We start from the raw sequence: 20,192 nt of genomic DNA on the forward strand, positions 1-20,192 counted from the left end.
CGAGATTAAGTAAACCGGAATCTGAAGATGTCTGAACCACGTTTCGTACACCTGCGGGTGCACAGCGACTACTCGATGATCGATGGCCTGGCCAAAACCGCGCCGCTGGTAAAAAAGGCGGCGGCGTTGGGTATGCCAGCACTGGCGATCACCGATTTCACCAACCTTTGCGGTCTGGTGAAGTTCTACGGAGCGGGACATGGCGCAGGGATTAAGCCCATCGTCGGGGCAGATTTTAATGTCCAGTGCGACCTGCTGGGTGATGAGTTAACCCACCTGACGGTGCTGGCGGCGAACAATACTGGCTATCAGAATCTGACGTTGCTGATCTCAAAAGCGTATCAGCGCGGGTACGGTGCCGCCGGGCCGATCATCGATCGCGACTGGCTTATCGAATTAAACGAAGGGCTGATCCTCCTTTCCGGCGGGCGCATGGGCGACGTCGGGCGCAGTCTTTTGCGTGGTAACAGCGCGCTGGTAGATGAGTGCGTTGCGTTTTATGAAGAGCACTTCCCGGATCGCTATTTTCTCGAGCTGATCCGAACCGGCAGGCCGGACGAAGAAAGTTATCTGCACGCGGCAGTGGAACTGGCGGAAGCGCGCGGTTTGCCCGTCGTGGCGACCAATGACGTGCGCTTTATCGACAGCAGCGACTTTGACGCGCACGAAATCCGCGTCGCGATCCATGACGGCTTTACTCTCGACGATCCCAAACGCCCGCGTAATTATTCGCCGCAGCAATATATGCGCAGCGAAGAGGAGATGTGCGAGCTGTTTGCCGACATCCCCGAAGCCCTGGCCAACACTGTTGAGATCGCCAAACGCTGTAACGTGACTGTGCGTCTGGGTGAATACTTCCTGCCGCAGTTCCCGACCGGGGACATGAGCACCGAAGATTATCTGGTCAAGCGTGCAAAAGAAGGCCTGGAAGAGCGTCTGGCGTTTTTATTCCCTGACGAGGAAGAACGTCTTAAGCGTCGCCCGGAGTATGACGAGCGTCTGGATACTGAACTTCAGGTTATCAACCAAATGGGCTTCCCGGGTTACTTCCTCATCGTTATGGAATTTATCCAGTGGTCGAAAGATAACGGCGTACCGGTAGGGCCAGGCCGTGGTTCTGGTGCAGGGTCACTGGTGGCTTACGCGTTAAAAATCACCGACCTCGATCCGTTGGAATTTGACCTGCTGTTCGAACGTTTCCTTAACCCGGAACGTGTCTCCATGCCTGACTTCGACGTTGACTTCTGTATGGAAAAACGCGACCAGGTTATCGAACACGTGGCAGATATGTACGGTCGCGATGCGGTATCGCAGATCATCACCTTCGGTACGATGGCGGCAAAAGCGGTGATCCGCGACGTAGGCCGCGTGCTGGGGCATCCGTATGGCTTTGTCGATCGTATCTCGAAACTGATCCCGCCAGATCCGGGGATGACGCTGGCGAAAGCGTTTGAAGCCGAGCCGCAACTGCCGGAAATCTACGAAGCGGACGAAGAAGTTAAGGCGCTGATCGACATGGCGCGCAAACTGGAAGGGGTCACCCGTAACGCTGGTAAGCACGCCGGTGGGGTGGTTATCGCGCCGACCAAAATTACCGATTTTGCGCCGCTTTATTGCGATGAAGAGGGCAAACATCCGGTTACCCAGTTTGATAAAAGCGACGTTGAATACGCCGGGCTGGTGAAGTTCGACTTCCTCGGCCTGCGTACGCTCACCATCATCAACTGGGCGCTGGAGATGATCAACAAACGGCGGGCGAAGAATGGTGAGCCGCCGCTGGATATCGCCGCCATCCCGCTGGATGACAAGAAAAGTTTCGACATGCTGCAACGCTCGGAAACCACGGCGGTATTCCAGCTTGAATCGCGCGGCATGAAGGACCTGATCAAACGTCTGCAACCTGACTGCTTCGAAGATATGATCGCACTGGTGGCGCTATTCCGTCCCGGTCCGTTGCAATCAGGGATGGTGGATAACTTTATCGACCGTAAACATGGTCGCGAAGAGATCTCCTATCCGGATGTGCAGTGGCAGCATGAAAGCCTGAAACCGGTACTGGAGCCAACCTACGGCATTATCCTGTATCAGGAACAGGTCATGCAGATTGCCCAGGTGCTTTCTGGTTATACCCTCGGTGGCGCGGATATGCTGCGTCGTGCGATGGGTAAGAAAAAGCCGGAAGAGATGGCCAAGCAGCGTTCTGTATTTGCTGAAGGCGCAGAAAAGAACGGGATCAACGCCGAACTGGCGATGAAAATCTTCGACCTGGTGGAGAAATTCGCTGGTTACGGATTTAACAAATCGCACTCTGCGGCCTATGCTTTGGTTTCATATCAAACGTTATGGCTGAAAGCGCACTATCCAGCGGAGTTTATGGCGGCAGTAATGACCGCCGATATGGACAACACCGAGAAGGTGGTAGGCCTGGTGGATGAGTGCTGGCGGATGGGGCTGAAAATCCTGCCACCAGATATAAACTCCGGTCTTTACCATTTCCACGTCAACGACGACGGCGAAATCGTGTATGGTATTGGCGCGATCAAAGGGGTAGGTGAAGGTCCGATTGAGGCGATCATCGAAGCCCGTAATAAAGGCGGCTATTTCCGTGAACTGTTTGATCTCTGCGCCCGTACAGACACCAAAAAGTTAAACCGGCGAGTGCTGGAAAAACTGATCATGTCCGGGGCGTTTGACCGTCTTGGGCCACACCGCGCGGCGCTGATGAACTCGCTGGGCGATGCGTTAAAGGCGGCTGATCAACACGCGAAAGCAGAAGCCATCGGTCAGGCCGATATGTTCGGCGTGCTGGCAGAAGAGCCGGAACAAATTGAACAATCCTACGCCAGTTGCCAACCGTGGCCGGAGCAGGTGGTGTTAGATGGGGAGCGTGAAACGTTAGGTCTGTATCTGACGGGACACCCTATCAACCAGTATTTAAAAGAGATTGAGCGTTATGTCGGAGGCGTAAGGCTGAAAGACATGCACCCGACAGAACGTGGTAAAGTCACCACGGCTGCGGGGCTCGTTGTTGCTGCGCGGGTTATGGTCACCAAGCGCGGCAATCGTATCGGTATCTGCACGCTGGATGACCGTTCCGGGCGGCTGGAAGTGATGTTGTTTACTGACGCCCTGGATAAATACCAGCAATTGCTGGAAAAAGACCGCATACTTATCGTCAGCGGACAGGTCAGCTTTGATGACTTCAGCGGTGGGCTTAAAATGACCGCTCGCGAAGTGATGGATATTGACGAAGCCCGGGAAAAATATGCTCGCGGGCTTGCTATCTCGCTGACGGACAGGCAAATTGATGACCAGCTTTTAAACCGACTCCGTCAGTCTCTGGAACCCCACCGCTCTGGGACAATTCCAGTACATCTCTACTATCAGAGGGCGGATGCACGCGCGCGGTTGCGTTTTGGCGCGACGTGGCGTGTCTCTCCGAGCGATCGTTTATTAAACGATCTCCGTGGCCTCATTGGTTCGGAGCAGGTGGAACTGGAGTTTGACTAATACAGGAATACTATGAGTCTGAATTTCCTTGATTTTGAACAGCCGATTGCAGAGCTGGAAGCGAAAATCGATTCTCTGACTGCGGTTAGCCGCCAGGATGAGAAACTGGATATTAATATCGATGAAGAAGTGCATCGTCTGCGTGAAAAAAGCGTAGAACTGACGCGTAAAATCTTCGCCGATCTCGGTGCATGGCAGATTGCGCAACTGGCACGCCATCCACAGCGTCCTTATACCCTGGATTACGTTCGCCTGGCCTTTGATGAATTTGACGAACTGGCTGGCGACCGCGCGTATGCAGACGATAAAGCTATCGTCGGGGGTATCGCCCGTCTCGATGGTCGTCCGGTGATGATCATTGGTCATCAAAAAGGTCGTGAAACCAAAGAAAAAATTCGCCGTAACTTTGGTATGCCAGCGCCAGAAGGTTACCGCAAAGCACTGCGTCTGATGCAAATGGCTGAACGCTTTAAGATGCCAATCATCACCTTTATCGACACCCCGGGGGCTTATCCGGGCGTGGGCGCAGAAGAACGCGGTCAGTCTGAAGCCATTGCACGCAACCTGCGTGAAATGTCTCGCCTTAGCGTACCGACTATTTGCACCGTTATCGGTGAAGGTGGTTCTGGCGGCGCGCTGGCGATTGGCGTGGGCGATAAAGTGAATATGCTGCAATACAGCACCTATTCCGTTATCTCGCCGGAAGGTTGTGCGTCCATTCTGTGGAAGAGCGCCGACAAAGCACCGCTGGCGGCTGAAGCGATGGGTATCATCGCTCCGCGTCTGAAAGAACTGAAACTGATCGACTCCATCATCCCGGAACCGCTGGGCGGCGCTCACCGTAACCCGGAAGCGATGGCGGCGTCTCTGAAAGCGCAACTGCTGGCGGATCTGGCCGATCTCGACGTGTTAAGTACTGAAGATTTAAAAAATCGTCGTTATCAGCGCCTGATGAGCTACGGTTACGCGTAAACAGCAAATGTTCTGAAAAGGGTCACTTCGGTGGCCCTTTTTTATCGCCATGGTTTGAGCGGGCTATGATTAAGGAAGGATTTTCCAGGAGGAACACATGAATATCATTGCCATTATGGGACCGCATGGCGTCTTTTATAAAGATGAGCCCATCAAAGAACTGGAGTCGGCGCTGGTGGCGCAAGGTTTTCAGATTATCTGGCCACAAAACAGCGTTGATTTGCTGAAATTTATCGAACACAACCCACGAATATGCGGCGTGATTTTTGACTGGGATGAATACAGTCTCGATTTATGTAGCGATATCAATCAACTTAATGAATATCTCCCGCTTTATGCCTTCATCAATACTCACTCGACGATGGATGTCAGCGTGCAGGATATGCGGATGGCGCTCTGGTTCTTTGAATATGCGCTGGGGCAGGCAGAAGATATCGCCATTCGTATGCGTCAGTACACCAACGAATATCTCGATAACATTACCCCGCCATTCACTAAAGCCTTGTTTACTTATGTCAAAGAGCGGAAGTACACCTTTTGTACGCCGGGGCATATGGGCGGCACCGCGTATCAGAAAAGCCCGGTAGGCTGTCTGTTTTATGATTTTTTCGGCGGTAATACCCTCAAGGCGGACGTCTCTATTTCGGTAACCGAGCTAGGTTCGTTGCTCGACCACACCGGGCCACATCTGGAAGCGGAAGAGTACATCGCACGGACTTTCGGCGCGGAACAGAGTTATATCGTCACCAACGGAACATCGACGTCGAACAAAATTGTGGGTATGTACGCCGCGCCATCCGGCAGTACGCTGTTAATTGACCGCAATTGTCATAAATCGCTGGCGCATCTGTTGATGATGAACGATGTAGTACCGGTCTGGCTAAAACCAACACGTAATGCGTTGGGGATTTTGGGCGGGATCCCGCGACGAGAATTTACCCGCGACAGTATCGAAGAGAAAGTCGCTGCTACCACGCAGGCACAATGGCCGGTTCATGCGGTGATCACCAACTCAACCTATGATGGCTTGCTCTACAACACCGACTGGATCAAACAGACGCTGGATGTCCCCTCGATCCACTTCGATTCCGCCTGGGTCCCGTATACTCATTTTCATCCGATCTATCAGGGCAAAAGTGGTATGAGTGGCGATCGGGTGGCAGGAAAAGTTTTCTTCGAAACGCAATCGACCCACAAAATGCTGGCGGCGTTGTCGCAGGCATCACTGATCCACATTAAAGGTGAGTACGACGAAGAGGCGTTTAATGAAGCCTTTATGATGCATACCACCACCTCGCCCAGTTATCCCATTGTTGCTTCGGTTGAGACAGCGGCGGCGATGCTGCGTGGTAATCCGGGCAAACGGCTGATTAACCGTTCAGTAGAACGAGCGCTGCATTTTCGCAAAGAGGTCCAGCGGCTGCGGGAAGAGTCTGACGGCTGGTTTTTCGATATCTGGCAACCGCCGCAGGTGGATGAAGCCGAATGCTGGCCCGTTGCGCCTGGCGAACAGTGGCACGGCTTTAACGATGCGGATGCCGATCATATGTTTCTCGATCCGGTTAAAGTCACTATTTTGACACCGGGGATGGACGAGCAGGGCAATATGAGCGATGAGGGGATCCCGGCGGCGCTGGTGGCAAAATTCCTCGACGAACGTGGGATCGTAGTAGAGAAAACCGGCCCTTATAACCTGCTGTTTCTCTTTAGTATTGGCATCGATAAAACCAAAGCAATGGGATTATTGCGTGGGTTGACGGAATTTAAGCGCTCTTACGATCTCAACCTGCGGATCAAAAATATGCTGCCCGATCTCTATGCAGAAGATCCCGATTTTTATCGCAATATGCGTATTCAGGATCTGGCGCAAGGGATCCATAAGCTGATTCGTAAACACGATCTTCCCGGTTTGATGTTGCGGGCATTTGATACTTTGCCGGAGATGATCATGACGCCACATCAGGCATGGCAACGGCAGATTAAAGGCGAAGTAGAAACCATTGCGCTGGAACAACTGGTCGGTAGGGTATCGGCAAATATGATCCTGCCTTATCCACCGGGCGTACCGCTGTTGATGCCTGGAGAAATGCTGACCAAAGAGAGCCGCACAGTACTCGATTTTCTACTGATGCTTTGTTCCGTAGGGCAACATTACCCCGGCTTTGAAACGGATATTCACGGCGCGAAACAGGACGAAGATGGCGTTTACCGCGTACGAGTCCTAAAAATGGCGGGATAACTTGCCAGAGCGGCTTCCGGGCGAGTAACGTGCTGTTAACAAATAAAGGAGACGTTATGCTGGGTTTAAAACAAGTTCATCATATTGCGATTATTGCGACGGATTATGCGGTGAGCAAAGCTTTCTACTGCGATATTCTCGGTTTCACGCTGCAAAGCGAAGTCTATCGCGAAGCGCGCGATTCGTGGAAAGGGGATTTGGCGCTTAATGGGCAATATGTGATTGAGCTTTTCTCATTTCCGTTCCCGCCGGAGCGCCCCAGCCGACCGGAAGCTTGCGGCCTGCGTCATCTGGCTTTTAGCGTTGATGATATCGATGCGGCAGTGGCGCATCTTGAAAGCCATAACGTGAAATGTGAAGCCATACGTGTCGATCCCTACACGCAAAAGCGCTTCACATTCTTTAACGATCCGGACGGACTGCCGTTGGAACTGTATGAGCAGTAAGGCTTGTCATCGCGGCATTTGCCCGGTAACGTGCCGGGCATTGCTACTGTAAAATCGCACCATCATGACACTCACGCTCAATAGACAACTTCTCACCTCACGCCAGATTCTGGTGGCCTTTAGCGGCGGGCTTGACTCCACCGTTCTGCTGCATCAGTTGGTGCAGTGGCGGACGGAAAATCCGGGCGTCACCCTGCGCGCTATTCATGTGCATCACGGTTTAAGTGCCAATGCCGATGCCTGGGTTATGCATTGCGAGAACATCTGCCACCAGTGGCATGTGCCGCTGGTGGTTGAGCGTGTGCAACTTGCGCAAGAGGGGCTAGGTATTGAGGCTCAGGCGCGGCAGGCACGTTATCAGGCATTTGCTCGTACCCTGTTACCTGGTGAAGTGCTGGTTACAGCGCAACATCTCGACGATCAATGTGAAACGTTTCTGCTGGCGTTAAAACGTGGTAGCGGCCCTGCAGGGCTTTCGGCTATGGCGGAAGTCTCGGAGTTTGCCGGAACGCGGCTGATCCGACCGTTGCTCGCCCGCACACGGGGAGAACTGGAGCAGTGGGCGTTGGCGCATGGTTTACGTTGGATTGAAGACGAAAGTAATCAGGACGACTCATACGATCGTAACTTCCTGCGCCTGCGCGTTGTGCCGTTATTGCAGCAGCGTTGGCCGCATTTTGCCGAAGCAACGGCCCGCAGCGCTGCACTTTGTGCTGAGCAAGAGAGCCTGCTGGATGAACTGCTGGTGGATGATTTAGCACACTGTCAAACGCCGCAGGGGACGCTGCAGATTGCGCCAATGCTGGCGATGAGTGATGCCCGTCGCGCGGCGATTATCCGCCGCTGGCTGGCAGGGCAGAATGCACCGATGCCTTCCCGCGACGCGTTGGTGAGGATCTGGCAGGAAGTGGCGCTGGCGCGAGAAGATGCATCCCCCTGTTTACGTTTGGGGGCGTTTGAAATCCGCCGCTATCAGTCGCAACTGTGGTGGATTAAATCCGTCACTGGGCAAAGCGAAACCATTGTGCCGTGGCAGACGTGGTTACAACCGCTGGAATTACCGGCGGCGCTGGGAAGTGTACAGCTTACTGCGGGAGGCGATATTCGCCCTCCGCGTGCAGACGAAGCGGTCAGCGTGCGTTTCAAAGCGCCAGGATTGCTGCATATTGTCGGGCGCAATGGTGGGCGTAAGTTAAAGAAAATCTGGCAGGAACTGGGCGTACCGCCGTGGCTGCGTGACACCACGCCACTGCTGTTTTATGGCGAAACGCTGATTGCAGCGGCAGAGGTATTTGTGACGCAAGAAGGTGTGGCTGAAGGTGAGAATGGCGTCAGTTTTGTCTGGCAGAAAACGCTTAGTTAAGTGAAAGCCGGATAAGACGCTTCAAACGTCGCATCCGGCGAAAGTCAATCAGGACTCGCTCACCACCACCGTACCGATTTCCGGGTGGCTAAAGCTGGTAATTTTATCCAGACGTAGCTCGCGGGTTTCGCCAGCAGCTTCGACGACCAGATATTCCACATTTTTGCGGGAGACTAAATCGCTGGCCTTCCCCTGCAGTTTTTCGCCATCTTTCAGCTCAAGTGTCAGCATTAAATGATGCTGGCAGGCGAGCTCAAGATTATCGTAATCATCACAATTGATTGGTTGATACGTATCATTCATTGACATAATCGCTCACCAGTAAGTTTGCCGCAGCGTATGCTGCTTTTTCCCTGACAGCCTCAGAAAGGGCATCGTCGGCAGCCATTTCATTCAGCACTTTCAAAACGCAGCCCAGCGCGTCCGGAACGTATCCTAAGTCTCCGCTGGCGATTTCCGCGTACCGCTTGCGTATTAACTCACAATATTTTTCCACATGCCCTCCTGTCAGCACTCTGACTTAACCGTGGATGCAAGTCTAAGCCTACGAAGATAAACTCTGTTTCGCAAGGTGACTATACCACACTCATTTCTGCAATATCAGCGTCGCAACTGCACGTATTCCGTTACAATGGCCTCCTGATTCGAAAGGAGTTTTCTTATGGCGCTTAAAGCGACAATTTATAAAGCGACGGTTAATGTGGCCGATCTCGACCGCAACCAGTTTCTCGATGCCTCTCTGACGCTGGCGCGCCATCCTTCAGAAACCCAGGAGCGCATGATGCTGCGCCTGCTGGCGTGGCTGAAATATGCCGATGAGCGTCTGCAATTTACCCGAGGTTTGTGTGCCGATGATGAGCCGGAAGCGTGGCTGCGTAATGATCATCTGGGCATTGATTTGTGGATTGAACTGGGATTGCCGGATGAGCGGCGGATTAAGAAAGCCTGCACCCAGGCCGCAGAAGTGGCGCTGTTTGCCTATAATAGTCGGGCGGCGCAAATCTGGTGGCAGCAAAATCAGAGCAAATGTGCGCAGTTTGCCAATCTTTCTGTCTGGTATCTGGACGACGAGCAACTGGCAAAAGTGAGCGCCTTTGCCGATCGTACCATGACGCTGCAGGCAACGATTCAGGATGGGGTGATTTGGTTATCGGATGATAAGAATAATCTGGAAGTAAACTTGATCGCCTGGCAACAACCTTCATGATTATGATTTCCCGACATGTTGCTATCCCCGATGGCGAGTTTGAGATCACTGCTATTCGTGCACAGGGCGCGGGCGGACAGCATGTTAATAAGACCTCAACGGCTATTCATCTGCGTTTTGACATTCGAGCGTCCAGCCTGCCAGAGTATTACAAAGAGCGCCTGCTCGCTGCCAGCCATCATCTGATTAGCAGCGATGGAGTGATAGTCATCAAGGCACAGGAATACCGCAGCCAGGAACTGAACCGCGAAGCGGCGCTGGCTCGGCTGGTGGCAGTGATTAAAGAATTAACAACAGAACAAAAAGCCCGACGACCGACACGACCTACCCGCGCATCAAAAGAGCGCAGGCTGGTATCGAAAGCACAAAAATCAAGCGTGAAGGCGTTGCGCGGCAAAGTGCGCGGCGGTCGGGAATAAAAAGAAGGAATGGATGGTGAAAAAAGCGATAGTGACAGCGATGGCTGTAATCAGCCTCTTTACACTGATGGGATGTAATAATCGGGCCGAAGTCGATACGCTTTCCCCGGCGCAGGCCGCTGAACTGAAGCCGATGCCGCAAAGCTGGCGCGGCGTACTGCCGTGTGCTGATTGCGAAGGTATCGAAACCTCTCTGTTCCTCGAAAAAGATGGAACCTGGGTGATGAATGAGCGTTATCTGGGGGCTCGTGAAGAACCTTCCTCCTTCGCTTCCTACGGTACATGGGCGCGAACCGCTGACAAACTGGTATTAACCGACAGTAAAGGTGAAAAGTCATATTATCGGGCGAAAGGAGATGCGCTGGAGATGCTCGATCGTGAAGGCAATCCGATCGAATCGCAGTTCAACTATACACTGGAACCGGCAAAGTCCAGCCTGCCAGTGACGCCGATGACTCTACGCGGCATGTATTTTTATATGGCTGATGCGGCAACCTTTACTGATTGTGCGACCGGAAAACGTTTCATGGTAGCGAATAACGCTGAGCTGGAACGGGGCTATTTGGCTGCCCGCGGCAACAGCGAGAAACCGGTGTTACTGTCAGTAGAAGGTCACTTTACGCTTGAGGCTAATCCGGATACTGGTGCGCCGACCAAAGTATTTGCGCCCGATACGGCAGGTAAATTTTACCCGCACCAGGATTGCAGTAGTTTGGGGCAGTAAGCCATCGTGAGACAGAAACAAACGAAAAATTGCCTGATGCGCAGCGCTTATCAGGCCTACAGCCAATAATGCAACATTTTGTATTAGCACGATTTTGTAGGTCGGGTAAGGCGCTCACGCCTCATCCGGTATTTTGTGGACGAGGCTGGCTCTTATCACTGAGTCAACCCAACGAAGCGACCCGCTTTGATATAAATCCCTGGCTTCAAGTGCCCAATATACTCTAATTGCGTTTCTGACTTAAACGCAGAGACATCGCCAGTACGCATATGCATCAGATCGGCAGGGCTAATCCAGCCAGACTGTGCCAGCGTAAGCGGATGTCCGGCTTTGGCAAATGCATCAGTGACAAATTCCGAACAAAACCACGACTTTTTGTCTCCTTCGCTCACACTGCTTAACTGCGCTTTCGCCAGGCCGCTGACGCACTGTTGGCGAAAATCCTCGGAGAACGGATTCAGTGAGCACATCTGGCGAGTCACCATAAATGGAATAAATTCGACAATGCCGCGATAGTTATAACCGCTATCTTTGATTTTATTGGCAAACGCGGTAATTTCTGTGGCTTGTTGCGGGGTAAGATCCGGGACTCGTAAGACGAAAAGCTTATCACTATGCTTCATCGCTTTTTTAAGGGAAACAATCTGGACGCCATCTCCTGTCGCTTCTGCAACGTTATTATCTCCCAAAAAGATTGCAACGTGGCTCACAGAGGAAGTGCTGAAGACGCGGATACCAAATGAGGTTACCCCAAGGCTTGAGGAGAACAGTAAATCGCCGGGTTTGAGATCAGGTTCTGTTATTTCTTTTATTGATTGTTCGGTGAAAGAGCTTTGATGCTGGAATTTGACTGCCCATGTTTTTGCCTTGGCATCTACCGCTGTGGCTGATGAGTCTGGTTGGCTGATATCAACGGTACAGGCCGAAAGTAAAAGAAAGCAGGGGAGAAGCAGGCAGCAGTACGCCTTTGGTTTATCCATTTTATACAATCCATGTAAAAAAGGGTCCTGAAATTCAGGACCCTTTCTGGCATCAGCCTTTAATCTGTTTCACCAGATAATCGACGATGTCACCGGTCTTAATTAACTGTTTCTCACCGTTACGACGGTATTTGTATTCGATATCGTCGTTGTCGAGGTTACGGTCACCCAACACGATAGTGTGCGGAATACCGATCAGTTCCATATCAGCAAACATCACGCCCGGACGTTCTTTGCGGTCATCCAGCAGCACTTCGATACCCTGTGCGCGCAGTTCGCTATACAGTTTCTCAGCCAGCTCCTGTACGCGGAAGGATTTGTGCATGTTCATCGGCAGAATCGCCACCTGGAAAGGTGCGATAGCGTCAGGCCATACGATGCCGCGTTCGTCGTAGTTCTGCTCAATTGCCGCCGCTACTACGCGCGTTACGCCGATACCGTAGCAACCCATAGTCAGGATCTGATTACGGCCATCTTCACCCTGAACGGAGGCTTTAAGTGCTTCGGAGTACTTAGTACCCAGCTGGAAGATGTGACCGACTTCGATACCACGTTTGATCAGCAGCGTACCCTGGCCATCCGGGCTTGGATCGCCAGCCACTACGTTACGGATATCCGCAACTTCCGGGGTTGCGACATCGCGATCCCAGTTGATACCGAAGTAGTGTTTGCCATCGATGTTAGCACCAGCAGCAAAATCACTCATCGCCGCAACAGTACGGTCAATTACTACCGGAATCGGCATGTTTACCGGGCCCAGTGAACCCGGACCGGCTTTAACCACGGCACGAATTTCTTCTTCAGTCGCGAAAGTCAGCGGGCTTGCAACCTGCGGCAGTTTCTCAGCTTTAACTTCGTTCAGCTCGTGGTCACCGCGAACCAGCAGCGCAACCAGCGGGAAGCTACTGCCTTCAACGGCTTTAACCAGCAGAGTCTTAACCGTTTTTTCAATCGGCAGATTGAATTGTTCTACCAGTTCAGCGATGGTTTTCGCGTTCGGCGTATCAACCAGCGTCATTTCCTGGGTAGCAGCAGCGCGCGGTTCTTTCGGCGCGATAGCTTCTGCCAGCTCAATGTTCGCTGCATAGTCAGAGGTGTCGGAGAAGACCACATCGTCTTCACCGCTTTGCGCCAGCACCTGGAATTCGTGAGAGGCGCTGCCGCCGATAGAACCGGTGTCGGCCTGTACGGCGCGGAAATCCAGCCCCATGCGGCTGAAGATTTTGCTGTAGGCCGCATACATTGCATCGTAGGTTTCCTGCAGGGATTCCTGAGAAGTATGGAAAGAGTAAGCATCTTTCATCAGGAATTCGCGGGAACGCATGACGCCGAAACGCGGGCGCACTTCATCACGGAACTTGGTCTGGATCTGATAGAAGTTCAGCGGCAGCTGTTTGTAAGAGCTCAGCTCGTTACGAATCAGGTCAGTGATAACTTCTTCATGAGTTGGGCCGAGTACGAACGGACGGTCACCACGGTCAGCAATACGCAGCAATTCCGGGCCATACTGTTCCCAACGACCACTCTCTTGCCACAGTTCAGATGGCTGAACCACCGGCATTAACACCTCGATCGCACCGGCGTTGTTCATCTCTTCACGCACGATGTTTTCGACTTTTTTCAGAACGCGCACGCCGGTCGGCAGCCAGGTGTATAACCCGGAGGCCAGCTTGCGGATCATCCCGGCGCGTAACATCAGCTGATGGCTGATCACCTCGGCGTCGGCAGGTGTCTCCTTAAGAGTGGAGAGCAGGTATTGGCTAGTACGCATGTTGTTACGGTTCCAGTTGGAAGGTAGAGCAGGCTCAAGGCGAGCCTGGGACAAAAAAAGTGATTTAGTTTACCAGTGCAAAAGAAATGTCAAAAGAGAAGGGCGCGAATTTAACGCGGTTCCAGCGCAAAGACTTCAAAACCAGCGTCGGTGACGCGCCAGCGAACGTTAAAATTATGCAGCCAGACGGCATAGGTTTTGCCCGTTTCCTCACCTTTACGATAGGCTGGACGCGGGTCCTGCGCCAGTACTTCGCGGATAAACAGCGTTAACTGCGGATAGCGCTTCTCCAATGTCAAAAGCTGCTTTTCGACCTCTAAGGTAAAACTCACCGCCATCTCTGCCGCTGGTGCACTTTGCGCATAGCTGGCGCTGGCATCGGGAAGCGATTCGGCAAAGGGGAGATACGGTTTGATATCCACCACTGGCGTCCCATCGACCAGATCCAGACTGCCAAGCTTCAGAATCACGCTATCTTTATGGCAAACAACCTCTTTCAGCTCTACCAGCGACATACCAATCGGATTAGGACGGAAAGTAGAGCGTGTGGCGAAAACACCCATTCTGGCATTACCACCAAGACGAGGCGGACGCACAGTTGGGCGCCAGCCGCCTTCCATTGTTTGATGAAAGACAAAAAGGATCCATAAATGGCTAAACGCTTCCAGGCCGCGAACGGCGTCGGCCTGGTTGTAGGGAGCAATGAGATGCAGTTCGCCGTTGGCGCTTTTTACCAGACCTGGCTGGCGCGGAACGGCGAATTTTTCTTTATAGGGCGAGCGAATAACGCCTATTTGCTCGAACTGGAAACTGCTCATTTCGCCGTAATGTTAAGCGCAGAACCGATACATACAGCCTGACGATAGCAGCCTGGCGTACCGCTGGTAACTTCGCAGCTATGCAGTAATACCGCATTGGCTTTCATTTTAGAGGCATTGATTTGCATCCGCTTACGCGCGGTTGGAATGCTCGGCGGAGAGTCCTGATTAGAGGCCTGGCAAGAATCGCCACTGACTTCACCGAGATCGCGGAATGGTTTGCCGACTAATTCTTCTGCATTGGTATAAATTCGGACCGGCGCGGCGCGCGGTGCTTTCGGTTTTGCAGGCTCCGCTTTCGGCTGGGGTGCAGTGCTTTGAACGGGTTCGACAGGGGATCTGCTTAACATGGAACAGCCGCTTAGCATGAGTGCTACTAAACAGATCGGTAAAGCACGCATAGTATTTCCTCAATGTATGATCAAAACGTCAATATTGAATCAGGAGCTTGTAAAAATGACAAGACGGGCAAGCGCCCGTCCTGAATGATATTACAAATTGTGGAAACAGCCTAAAAATTACCAGCCTTTAACAGCGCCACCGTTAAACACTTTGTTTGCTGCTTCGTAAACTTCGTCAGACTGATAAGCCTGGACGAATTTCTTCACGTTCTCAGCGTCTTTGTTATCTTCACGCGTTACGATCAGGTTTACGTACGGGGACTCTTTATCTTCGACAAAGATACCGTCTTTCGCCGGAGTCAGGCCAATCTGGCTGGCATAGGTGGTATTGATAACTGCCAGAGCGATTTGCGCGTCGTCCAGAGAGCGAGGCAGCTGCGGTGCTTCCAGCTCAACAATTTTCAGGTTTTTTGGGTTCTCAACAACATCAAGAACTGTTGGCAACAGGCCAACGCCATCTTTCAGTTTGATCAAGCCCACTTTTTGCAGCAGCAGCAGTGAACGACCAAGGTTAGTCGGGTCGTTTGGCACGGCAACCTGCGAACCATCCTGCAGTTCATCCAGCGATTTGATTTTCTTGGAGTAACCGGCAATCGGATACACAAACGTGTTGCCTACTGCGACCAGTTTGTAGCCACGATCTTTCAGTTGCTGATCAAGGTACGGTTTATGCTGGAAGGCGTTGGCGTCGATATCGCCTTTGCTCAATGCTTCGTTTGGCAGAACATAGTCGTTGAAGGTGACCAGCTCAACGTCCAGGCCATATTTGTCTTTCGCGACTTTCTGCGCGACTTCTGCAACCTGCTGTTCGGCACCAACAATCACGCCGACTTTAATGTGGTTTGGATCTTTTTCATCCTGACCGCAGCCTACCAGTGCCAGTGATCCAATCAGGGCTCCCACTGCCGCAAAGGTTTTGAATTTGAACGCCATACCTTATTCCTTCTTCAATTATTTATGTTGTGTTGAACGTTACTTGCGAGTGACAGCCCGGACGATGCGGTCGCCTGCGAACTGAATTAAATAAACCAGAATGACCAGCAATACCAGTACCGTATTCATCACCGTCGCGTTGTAGCCGATGTAGCCATACTGATAGCCAATCTGACCTAAACCACCGGCACCGACTGCGCCACCCATTGCGGAATAACCAACCAGGGTAATCAGGGTGATAGTTGCCGCATTCACCAGACCTGGCAACGCCTCCGGTAACAGCACTTTACGGACGATCTGCATCGGCGTAGCACCCATTGCGCGGGAAGCTTCAATTAACCCGGTTGGGATCTCCAGCAGAGCGTTCTCGACCATACGGGCAATAAACGGTGCTGCACCAACGGTCAGCGGAACAATCGCTGCCTGCAAACCAATCGATGTACCGACAATAACGCGAGTAAACGGAATCATCCATACCAGCAAGATAATGAACGGGATGGATCGGAAAATGTTCACAATCGCAGAAACGGTACGATACAGCTTCGCGTTAGCAATAATTTGCCCCGGACGCGTGACATAAAGCAGGACGCCAACCGGCAGGCCAATTACAAAACCAAAAAAACCGGATACGAAGGTCATTGCCAGCGTTTCCCATACGCCACGAACCAGCAGCCACATCATCGGCTCAGACATAACCCAGTACCTCTACTTTTACATGGTGTTCCTGCAGCCAGGCAATGGCGGCTTGCGTATCTTGTTGTGTGCCGTGCATTTCAGTCAGCATAATGCCGAACTTAACGCCACCGGCGTAATCCATCTGCGCGCTAATAATGTTGTTATTGACGTTGAAACGACGCGCGGTTTCAGAAAGCAGCGGGGCATCGACCGATTGACCGGTAAACTCCAGGCGCAGCATCGGCACGCAGTCAGCGAATGGTTCCGCTTGCAGACGTTCCTGATAGTCTTCCGGGATATCCAGATGCAGGGTCGACTGAATAAACTTCTGCGCCAGCGGCGTTTTCGGATGCGAGAACACTTCACTTACCGTGTCCTGCTCGATCAACTCGCCATTACTGATCACCGCCACGCAATCACAAATGCGCTTCACAACGTCCATTTCGTGGGTGATCAACAGAATCGTCAAACCCAGACGACGATTGATGTCTTTCAGCAGTTCGAGAATAGAACGTGTTGTTGCCGGGTCCAGCGCGCTGGTGGCCTCATCACACAGCAATACTTTGGGATTGCTGGCTAACGCACGGGCAATCGCCACACGTTGTTTCTGTCCACCGGAAAGATTCGACGGGTAGCTATCATGCTTATCGCCAAGACCAACCAATGACAGTAATTCTGTCACGCGACGTTTAATCTCGTCTTTCGGCGTGTTGTCCAGCTCCAGCGGCAGTGCCACGTTGCCAAAAACAGTGCGCGAAGAGAGCAGGTTAAAATGCTGGAAAATCATACCAATCTGGCGGCGAGCTTTGGTCAACTCGGATTCTGACAGCGTGGTCAGTTCCTGACCATCGACCAGCACGCTACCCTCGGTTGGGCGCTCCAGCAGGTTTACACAACGTATAAGCGTACTCTTACCCGCGCCTGAGGCACCGATAACGCCATAAATTTGTCCAGCTGGCACATGCAGGCTGACGTTGTTTAACGCCTGGATGGTGCGGGTGCCCTGGTGGAACACTTTGGTGATATTCGAAAGTTTTATCATTGATTATTTATTATCGTCATTAAGTTAGTCGTGGCATTTCGAATGCCTGAAACGGTCAAAGCCGTCAATGAAATGGATGTTAAGGCATCCAGACGTCTAAATCAATCAGGTTTATGCGAAGAGCACTTTCTTGCAGGTCGAAACATGCGATACTAGCGTCACATGCCTTATTAAGGAGCTATAAAAGGTGGCGAAGAGCGTACCCGCAATTTTTCTTGACCGTGATGGCACCATTAATGTCGATCACGGCTATGTCCATGAGATCGACAACTTTGAATTTATCGACGGTGTTATTGACGCCATGCGCGAGCTAAAAAAAATGGGCTTTGCGCTGGTGGTAGTAACCAACCAGTCTGGCATTGCTCGCGGTAAATTTACTGAAGCACAGTTTGAAACGCTGACCGAGTGGATGGACTGGTCGCTGGCGGACCGCGATGTCGATCTGGATGGTATCTATTATTGCCCGCATCATCCGCAGGGTAGTGTTGAAGAGTTTCGCCAGGTCTGCGACTGCCGCAAACCACATCCGGGGATGCTTTTGTCAGCACGCGATTATTTGCATATTGATATGGCCGCTTCTTATATGGTGGGCGATAAATTAGAAGATATGCAGGCAGCGGCTGCGGCGAACGTGGGAACAAAAGTGCTGGTGCGTACGGGAAAACCTATTACGCCTGAAGCAGAAAACGCGGCGGATTGGGTGTTAAATAGCCTGGCAGACCTGCCGCAAGCGATAAAAAAGCAGCAAAAACCGGCGTAATGATTAAAAGATGAGCGGTTGAAATAAAAATGCATTTTTCCGCTTGTCTTCCTGAGACGACTCCCTATAATGCGCCTCCATCGACACGGCGGATGTGAATCACTTCACACAAGCAGCCGGTTCGGTTGAAGAGAAAAAATCCTGAAATTCAGGGTTGACTCTGAAAGAGGAAAGCGTAATATACGCCACCTCGCGACAGTGAGCTGAAAGCCGCGTCGCAACTGCTCTTTAACAATTTATCAGACAATCTGTGTGGGCACTCGAAGATACGGATTCTTAACGTCGCAAGACGAAAAATGAATACCAAGTCTCAAGAGTGAACACGTAATTCATTACGAAGTTTAATTCTTTGAGCATCAAACTTTTAAATTGAAGAGTTTGATCATGGCTCAGATTGAACGCTGGCGGCAGGCCTAACACATGCAAGTCGAACGGTAACAGGAAGCAGCTTGCTGCTTTGCTGACGAGTGGCGGACGGGTGAGTAATGTCTGGGAAACTGCCTGATGGAGGGGGATAACTACTGGAAACGGTAGCTAATACCGCATAATGTCGCAAGACCAAAGAGGGGGACCTTCGGGCCTCTTGCCATCGGATGTGCCCAGATGGGATTAGCTTGTAGGTGGGGTAACGGCTCACCTAGGCGACGATCCCTAGCTGGTCTGAGAGGATGACCAGCCACACTGGAACTGAGACACGGTCCAGACTCCTACGGGAGGCAGCAGTGGGGAATATTGCACAATGGGCGCAAGCCTGATGCAGCCATGCCGCGTGTATGAAGAAGGCCTTCGGGTTGTAAAGTACTTTCAGCGGGGAGGAAGGGAGTAAAGTTAATACCTTTGCTCATTGACGTTACCCGCAGAAGAAGCACCGGCTAACTCCGTGCCAGCAGCCGCGGTAATACGGAGGGTGCAAGCGTTAATCGGAATTACTGGGCGTAAAGCGCACGCAGGCGGTTTGTTAAGTCAGATGTGAAATCCCCGGGCTCAACCTGGGAACTGCATCTGATACTGGCAAGCTTGAGTCTCGTAGAGGGGGGTAGAATTCCAGGTGTAGCGGTGAAATGCGTAGAGATCTGGAGGAATACCGGTGGCGAAGGCGGCCCCCTGGACGAAGACTGACGCTCAGGTGCGAAAGCGTGGGGAGCAAACAGGATTAGATACCCTGGTAGTCCACGCCGTAAACGATGTCGACTTGGAGGTTGTGCCCTTGAGGCGTGGCTTCCGGAGCTAACGCGTTAAGTCGACCGCCTGGGGAGTACGGCCGCAAGGTTAAAACTCAAATGAATTGACGGGGGCCCGCACAAGCGGTGGAGCATGTGGTTTAATTCGATGCAACGCGAAGAACCTTACCTGGTCTTGACATCCACGGAAGTTTTCAGAGATGAGAATGTGCCTTCGGGAACCGTGAGACAGGTGCTGCATGGCTGTCGTCAGCTCGTGTTGTGAAATGTTGGGTTAAGTCCCGCAACGAGCGCAACCCTTATCCTTTGTTGCCAGCGGTCCGGCCGGGAACTCAAAGGAGACTGCCAGTGATAAACTGGAGGAAGGTGGGGATGACGTCAAGTCATCATGGCCCTTACGACCAGGGCTACACACGTGCTACAATGGCGCATACAAAGAGAAGCGACCTCGCGAGAGCAAGCGGACCTCATAAAGTGCGTCGTAGTCCGGATTGGAGTCTGCAACTCGACTCCATGAAGTCGGAATCGCTAGTAATCGTGGATCAGAATGCCACGGTGAATACGTTCCCGGGCCTTGTACACACCGCCCGTCACACCATGGGAGTGGGTTGCAAAAGAAGTAGGTAGCTTAACCTTCGGGAGGGCGCTTACCACTTTGTGATTCATGACTGGGGTGAAGTCGTAACAAGGTAACCGTAGGGGAACCTGCGGTTGGATCACCTCCTTACCTTAAAGAAGCGTTCTTTGAAGT

The 20,192-nt window shown here is 52.2% G+C and carries 18 protein-coding genes and 1 rRNA gene; 10 read left to right on the forward strand and 9 right to left on the reverse strand.

Annotated elements, in window-relative coordinates:
• The first annotated feature begins 27 nt into the window (after positions 1 to 27).
• From dnaE to tilS, 5 genes are all read left to right on the forward strand, one after another.
• Positions 28 to 3,510: a DNA polymerase III subunit alpha gene (gene dnaE / locus EFER_RS01265; RefSeq protein ID WP_001294748.1), complete on the forward strand. Its 3,483-nt coding sequence runs from the start codon at positions 28 to 30 to the stop codon at positions 3,508 to 3,510.
• Between the two features lie 12 nt (positions 3,511 to 3,522).
• Positions 3,523 to 4,482 (forward strand): acetyl-CoA carboxylase carboxyl transferase subunit alpha, encoded by a 960-nt coding sequence (accA, locus tag EFER_RS01270; RefSeq protein ID WP_000055746.1) that lies wholly within the window; start codon positions 3,523 to 3,525, stop codon positions 4,480 to 4,482.
• A 97-nt stretch (positions 4,483 to 4,579) separates the two neighbouring features.
• Positions 4,580 to 6,721, forward strand: coding sequence for a lysine decarboxylase LdcC (gene ldcC / locus EFER_RS01275; protein ID WP_001021009.1), 2,142 nt, complete (start codon positions 4,580 to 4,582; stop codon positions 6,719 to 6,721).
• Between the two features lie 56 nt (positions 6,722 to 6,777).
• Positions 6,778 to 7,167, forward strand: a complete 390-nt coding sequence (locus EFER_RS01280) for a VOC family protein (RefSeq protein ID WP_000901098.1) — start codon at positions 6,778 to 6,780, stop codon at positions 7,165 to 7,167.
• Between the two features lie 64 nt (positions 7,168 to 7,231).
• A complete protein-coding gene (gene tilS / locus EFER_RS01285) occupies positions 7,232 to 8,530 on the forward strand; it encodes a tRNA lysidine(34) synthetase TilS (RefSeq protein WP_000176557.1) in 1,299 nt (432 codons plus the stop codon).
• Between the two features lie 48 nt (positions 8,531 to 8,578).
• Here tilS and rof read toward each other — a convergent pair whose 3' ends face one another.
• Both rof and EFER_RS01295 read right to left on the reverse strand, forming a co-directional pair.
• Positions 8,579 to 8,839, reverse strand: coding sequence for a Rho-binding antiterminator (gene rof / locus EFER_RS01290; protein WP_000062318.1), 261 nt, complete (start codon positions 8,837 to 8,839; stop codon positions 8,579 to 8,581).
• Complete coding sequence (locus EFER_RS01295) at positions 8,826 to 9,026, reverse strand: YaeP family protein (protein WP_000417058.1); 201 nt, start codon at positions 9,024 to 9,026, stop codon at positions 8,826 to 8,828. Before EFER_RS01295 ends, rof begins: the two co-directional genes overlap by 14 nt.
• 165 nt (positions 9,027 to 9,191) lie before the next feature.
• Here EFER_RS01295 and EFER_RS01300 point away from each other — a divergent pair, with 165 nt between their 5' ends.
• The 3 genes from EFER_RS01300 to nlpE are packed head-to-tail and all read left to right on the forward strand — an operon-like array spanning position 9,192 to position 10,880.
• On the forward strand, positions 9,192 to 9,737 hold the full coding sequence (locus tag EFER_RS01300; RefSeq protein ID WP_001185281.1) for a YaeQ family protein: 546 nt from the start codon (positions 9,192 to 9,194) through the stop codon (positions 9,735 to 9,737).
• Positions 9,734 to 10,156, forward strand: a complete 423-nt coding sequence (gene arfB, locus EFER_RS01305) for an alternative ribosome rescue aminoacyl-tRNA hydrolase ArfB (protein ID WP_000605340.1) — start codon at positions 9,734 to 9,736, stop codon at positions 10,154 to 10,156. Before EFER_RS01300 ends, arfB begins: the two co-directional genes overlap by 4 nt.
• Positions 10,157 to 10,169: 13 nt before the next feature.
• The gene (nlpE, locus tag EFER_RS01310) at positions 10,170 to 10,880 is read left to right on the forward strand and encodes an envelope stress response activation lipoprotein NlpE (protein ID WP_000239168.1); all 711 of its coding nucleotides are present in this window, start codon (positions 10,170 to 10,172) and stop codon (positions 10,878 to 10,880) included.
• Between the two features lie 155 nt (positions 10,881 to 11,035).
• On the opposite strand, the gene EFER_RS01315 is transcribed toward nlpE, so the two are convergent.
• The 7 genes from EFER_RS01315 to metN form a co-directional block, all read right to left on the reverse strand.
• Positions 11,036 to 11,860 carry a YaeF family permuted papain-like enzyme gene (locus EFER_RS01315; protein ID WP_002431949.1) on the reverse strand — a complete coding sequence of 275 codons (825 nt, stop codon included), beginning with the start codon at positions 11,858 to 11,860 and terminating at the stop codon, positions 11,036 to 11,038.
• A gap of 52 nt (positions 11,861 to 11,912) precedes the next feature.
• Positions 11,913 to 13,631 (reverse strand): proline--tRNA ligase, encoded by a 1,719-nt coding sequence (gene proS, locus EFER_RS01320; protein ID WP_001260696.1) that lies wholly within the window; start codon positions 13,629 to 13,631, stop codon positions 11,913 to 11,915.
• A gap of 110 nt (positions 13,632 to 13,741) precedes the next feature.
• Positions 13,742 to 14,449, reverse strand: coding sequence for a tRNA (N6-threonylcarbamoyladenosine(37)-N6)-methyltransferase TrmO (gene tsaA / locus EFER_RS01325; protein ID WP_000094016.1), 708 nt, complete (start codon positions 14,447 to 14,449; stop codon positions 13,742 to 13,744).
• Positions 14,446 to 14,850: an Rcs stress response system protein RcsF gene (gene rcsF / locus EFER_RS01330; protein ID WP_001202321.1), complete on the reverse strand. Its 405-nt coding sequence runs from the start codon at positions 14,848 to 14,850 to the stop codon at positions 14,446 to 14,448. The genes tsaA and rcsF overlap by 4 nt, the downstream gene beginning before the upstream one ends.
• A gap of 117 nt (positions 14,851 to 14,967) precedes the next feature.
• Positions 14,968 to 15,783: a methionine ABC transporter substrate-binding lipoprotein MetQ gene (gene metQ / locus EFER_RS01335; protein WP_000874226.1), complete on the reverse strand. Its 816-nt coding sequence runs from the start codon at positions 15,781 to 15,783 to the stop codon at positions 14,968 to 14,970.
• Between the two features lie 39 nt (positions 15,784 to 15,822).
• The gene (locus tag EFER_RS01340; protein ID WP_001294600.1) at positions 15,823 to 16,476 is read right to left on the reverse strand and encodes a methionine ABC transporter permease MetI; all 654 of its coding nucleotides are present in this window, start codon (positions 16,474 to 16,476) and stop codon (positions 15,823 to 15,825) included.
• On the reverse strand, positions 16,469 to 17,500 hold the full coding sequence (gene metN, locus EFER_RS01345; protein WP_000593991.1) for a methionine ABC transporter ATP-binding protein MetN: 1,032 nt from the start codon (positions 17,498 to 17,500) through the stop codon (positions 16,469 to 16,471). Before metN ends, EFER_RS01340 begins: the two co-directional genes overlap by 8 nt.
• A 187-nt stretch (positions 17,501 to 17,687) precedes the next feature.
• Between metN and gmhB the strand changes: the two genes are divergently transcribed.
• Both gmhB and EFER_RS01355 read left to right on the forward strand, forming a co-directional pair.
• Positions 17,688 to 18,260 carry a D-glycero-beta-D-manno-heptose 1,7-bisphosphate 7-phosphatase gene (gmhB, locus tag EFER_RS01350; RefSeq protein ID WP_001140174.1) on the forward strand — a complete coding sequence of 191 codons (573 nt, stop codon included), beginning with the start codon at positions 17,688 to 17,690 and terminating at the stop codon, positions 18,258 to 18,260.
• 366 nt (positions 18,261 to 18,626) lie between these two features.
• Positions 18,627 to 20,168: ribosomal RNA gene (locus tag EFER_RS01355) — 16S ribosomal RNA — on the forward strand.
• Positions 20,169 to 20,192 lie beyond the last annotated feature (24 nt).

Origin of the sequence: Escherichia fergusonii ATCC 35469 (assembly GCF_000026225.1) — a bacterium.
Taxonomy (GTDB): Bacteria; Pseudomonadota; Gammaproteobacteria; order Enterobacterales; family Enterobacteriaceae; genus Escherichia; species Escherichia fergusonii.

Excerpts from the sequence above, each read along its gene's own strand:
- metQ (WP_000874226.1), bottom strand. The coding sequence starts at position 15,783 with ATGGCGTTCAAATTCAAAACCTTTGCGGCAGTGGGAGCCCTGATTGGA.
- ldcC (WP_001021009.1), top strand. The coding sequence starts at position 4,580 with ATGAATATCATTGCCATTATGGGACCGCATGGCGTCTTTTATAAAGAT.
- dnaE (WP_001294748.1), top strand. The coding sequence starts at position 28 with ATGTCTGAACCACGTTTCGTACACCTGCGGGTGCACAGCGACTACTCG.
- rcsF (WP_001202321.1), bottom strand. The coding sequence starts at position 14,850 with ATGCGTGCTTTACCGATCTGTTTAGTAGCACTCATGCTAAGCGGCTGT.
- EFER_RS01340 (WP_001294600.1), bottom strand. The coding sequence starts at position 16,476 with ATGTCTGAGCCGATGATGTGGCTGCTGGTTCGTGGCGTATGGGAAACG.
- tsaA (WP_000094016.1), bottom strand. The coding sequence starts at position 14,449 with ATGAGCAGTTTCCAGTTCGAGCAAATAGGCGTTATTCGCTCGCCCTAT.
- rof (WP_000062318.1), bottom strand. The coding sequence starts at position 8,839 with ATGTCAATGAATGATACGTATCAACCAATCAATTGTGATGATTACGAT.
- arfB (WP_000605340.1), top strand. The coding sequence starts at position 9,734 with ATGATTATGATTTCCCGACATGTTGCTATCCCCGATGGCGAGTTTGAG.
- nlpE (WP_000239168.1), top strand. The coding sequence starts at position 10,170 with ATGGTGAAAAAAGCGATAGTGACAGCGATGGCTGTAATCAGCCTCTTT.
- EFER_RS01300 (WP_001185281.1), top strand. The coding sequence starts at position 9,192 with ATGGCGCTTAAAGCGACAATTTATAAAGCGACGGTTAATGTGGCCGAT.
- EFER_RS01280 (WP_000901098.1), top strand. The coding sequence starts at position 6,778 with ATGCTGGGTTTAAAACAAGTTCATCATATTGCGATTATTGCGACGGAT.
- metN (WP_000593991.1), bottom strand. The coding sequence starts at position 17,500 with ATGATAAAACTTTCGAATATCACCAAAGTGTTCCACCAGGGCACCCGC.
- EFER_RS01315 (WP_002431949.1), bottom strand. The coding sequence starts at position 11,860 with ATGGATAAACCAAAGGCGTACTGCTGCCTGCTTCTCCCCTGCTTTCTT.
- proS (WP_001260696.1), bottom strand. The coding sequence starts at position 13,631 with ATGCGTACTAGCCAATACCTGCTCTCCACTCTTAAGGAGACACCTGCC.
- tilS (WP_000176557.1), top strand. The coding sequence starts at position 7,232 with ATGACACTCACGCTCAATAGACAACTTCTCACCTCACGCCAGATTCTG.
- accA (WP_000055746.1), top strand. The coding sequence starts at position 3,523 with ATGAGTCTGAATTTCCTTGATTTTGAACAGCCGATTGCAGAGCTGGAA.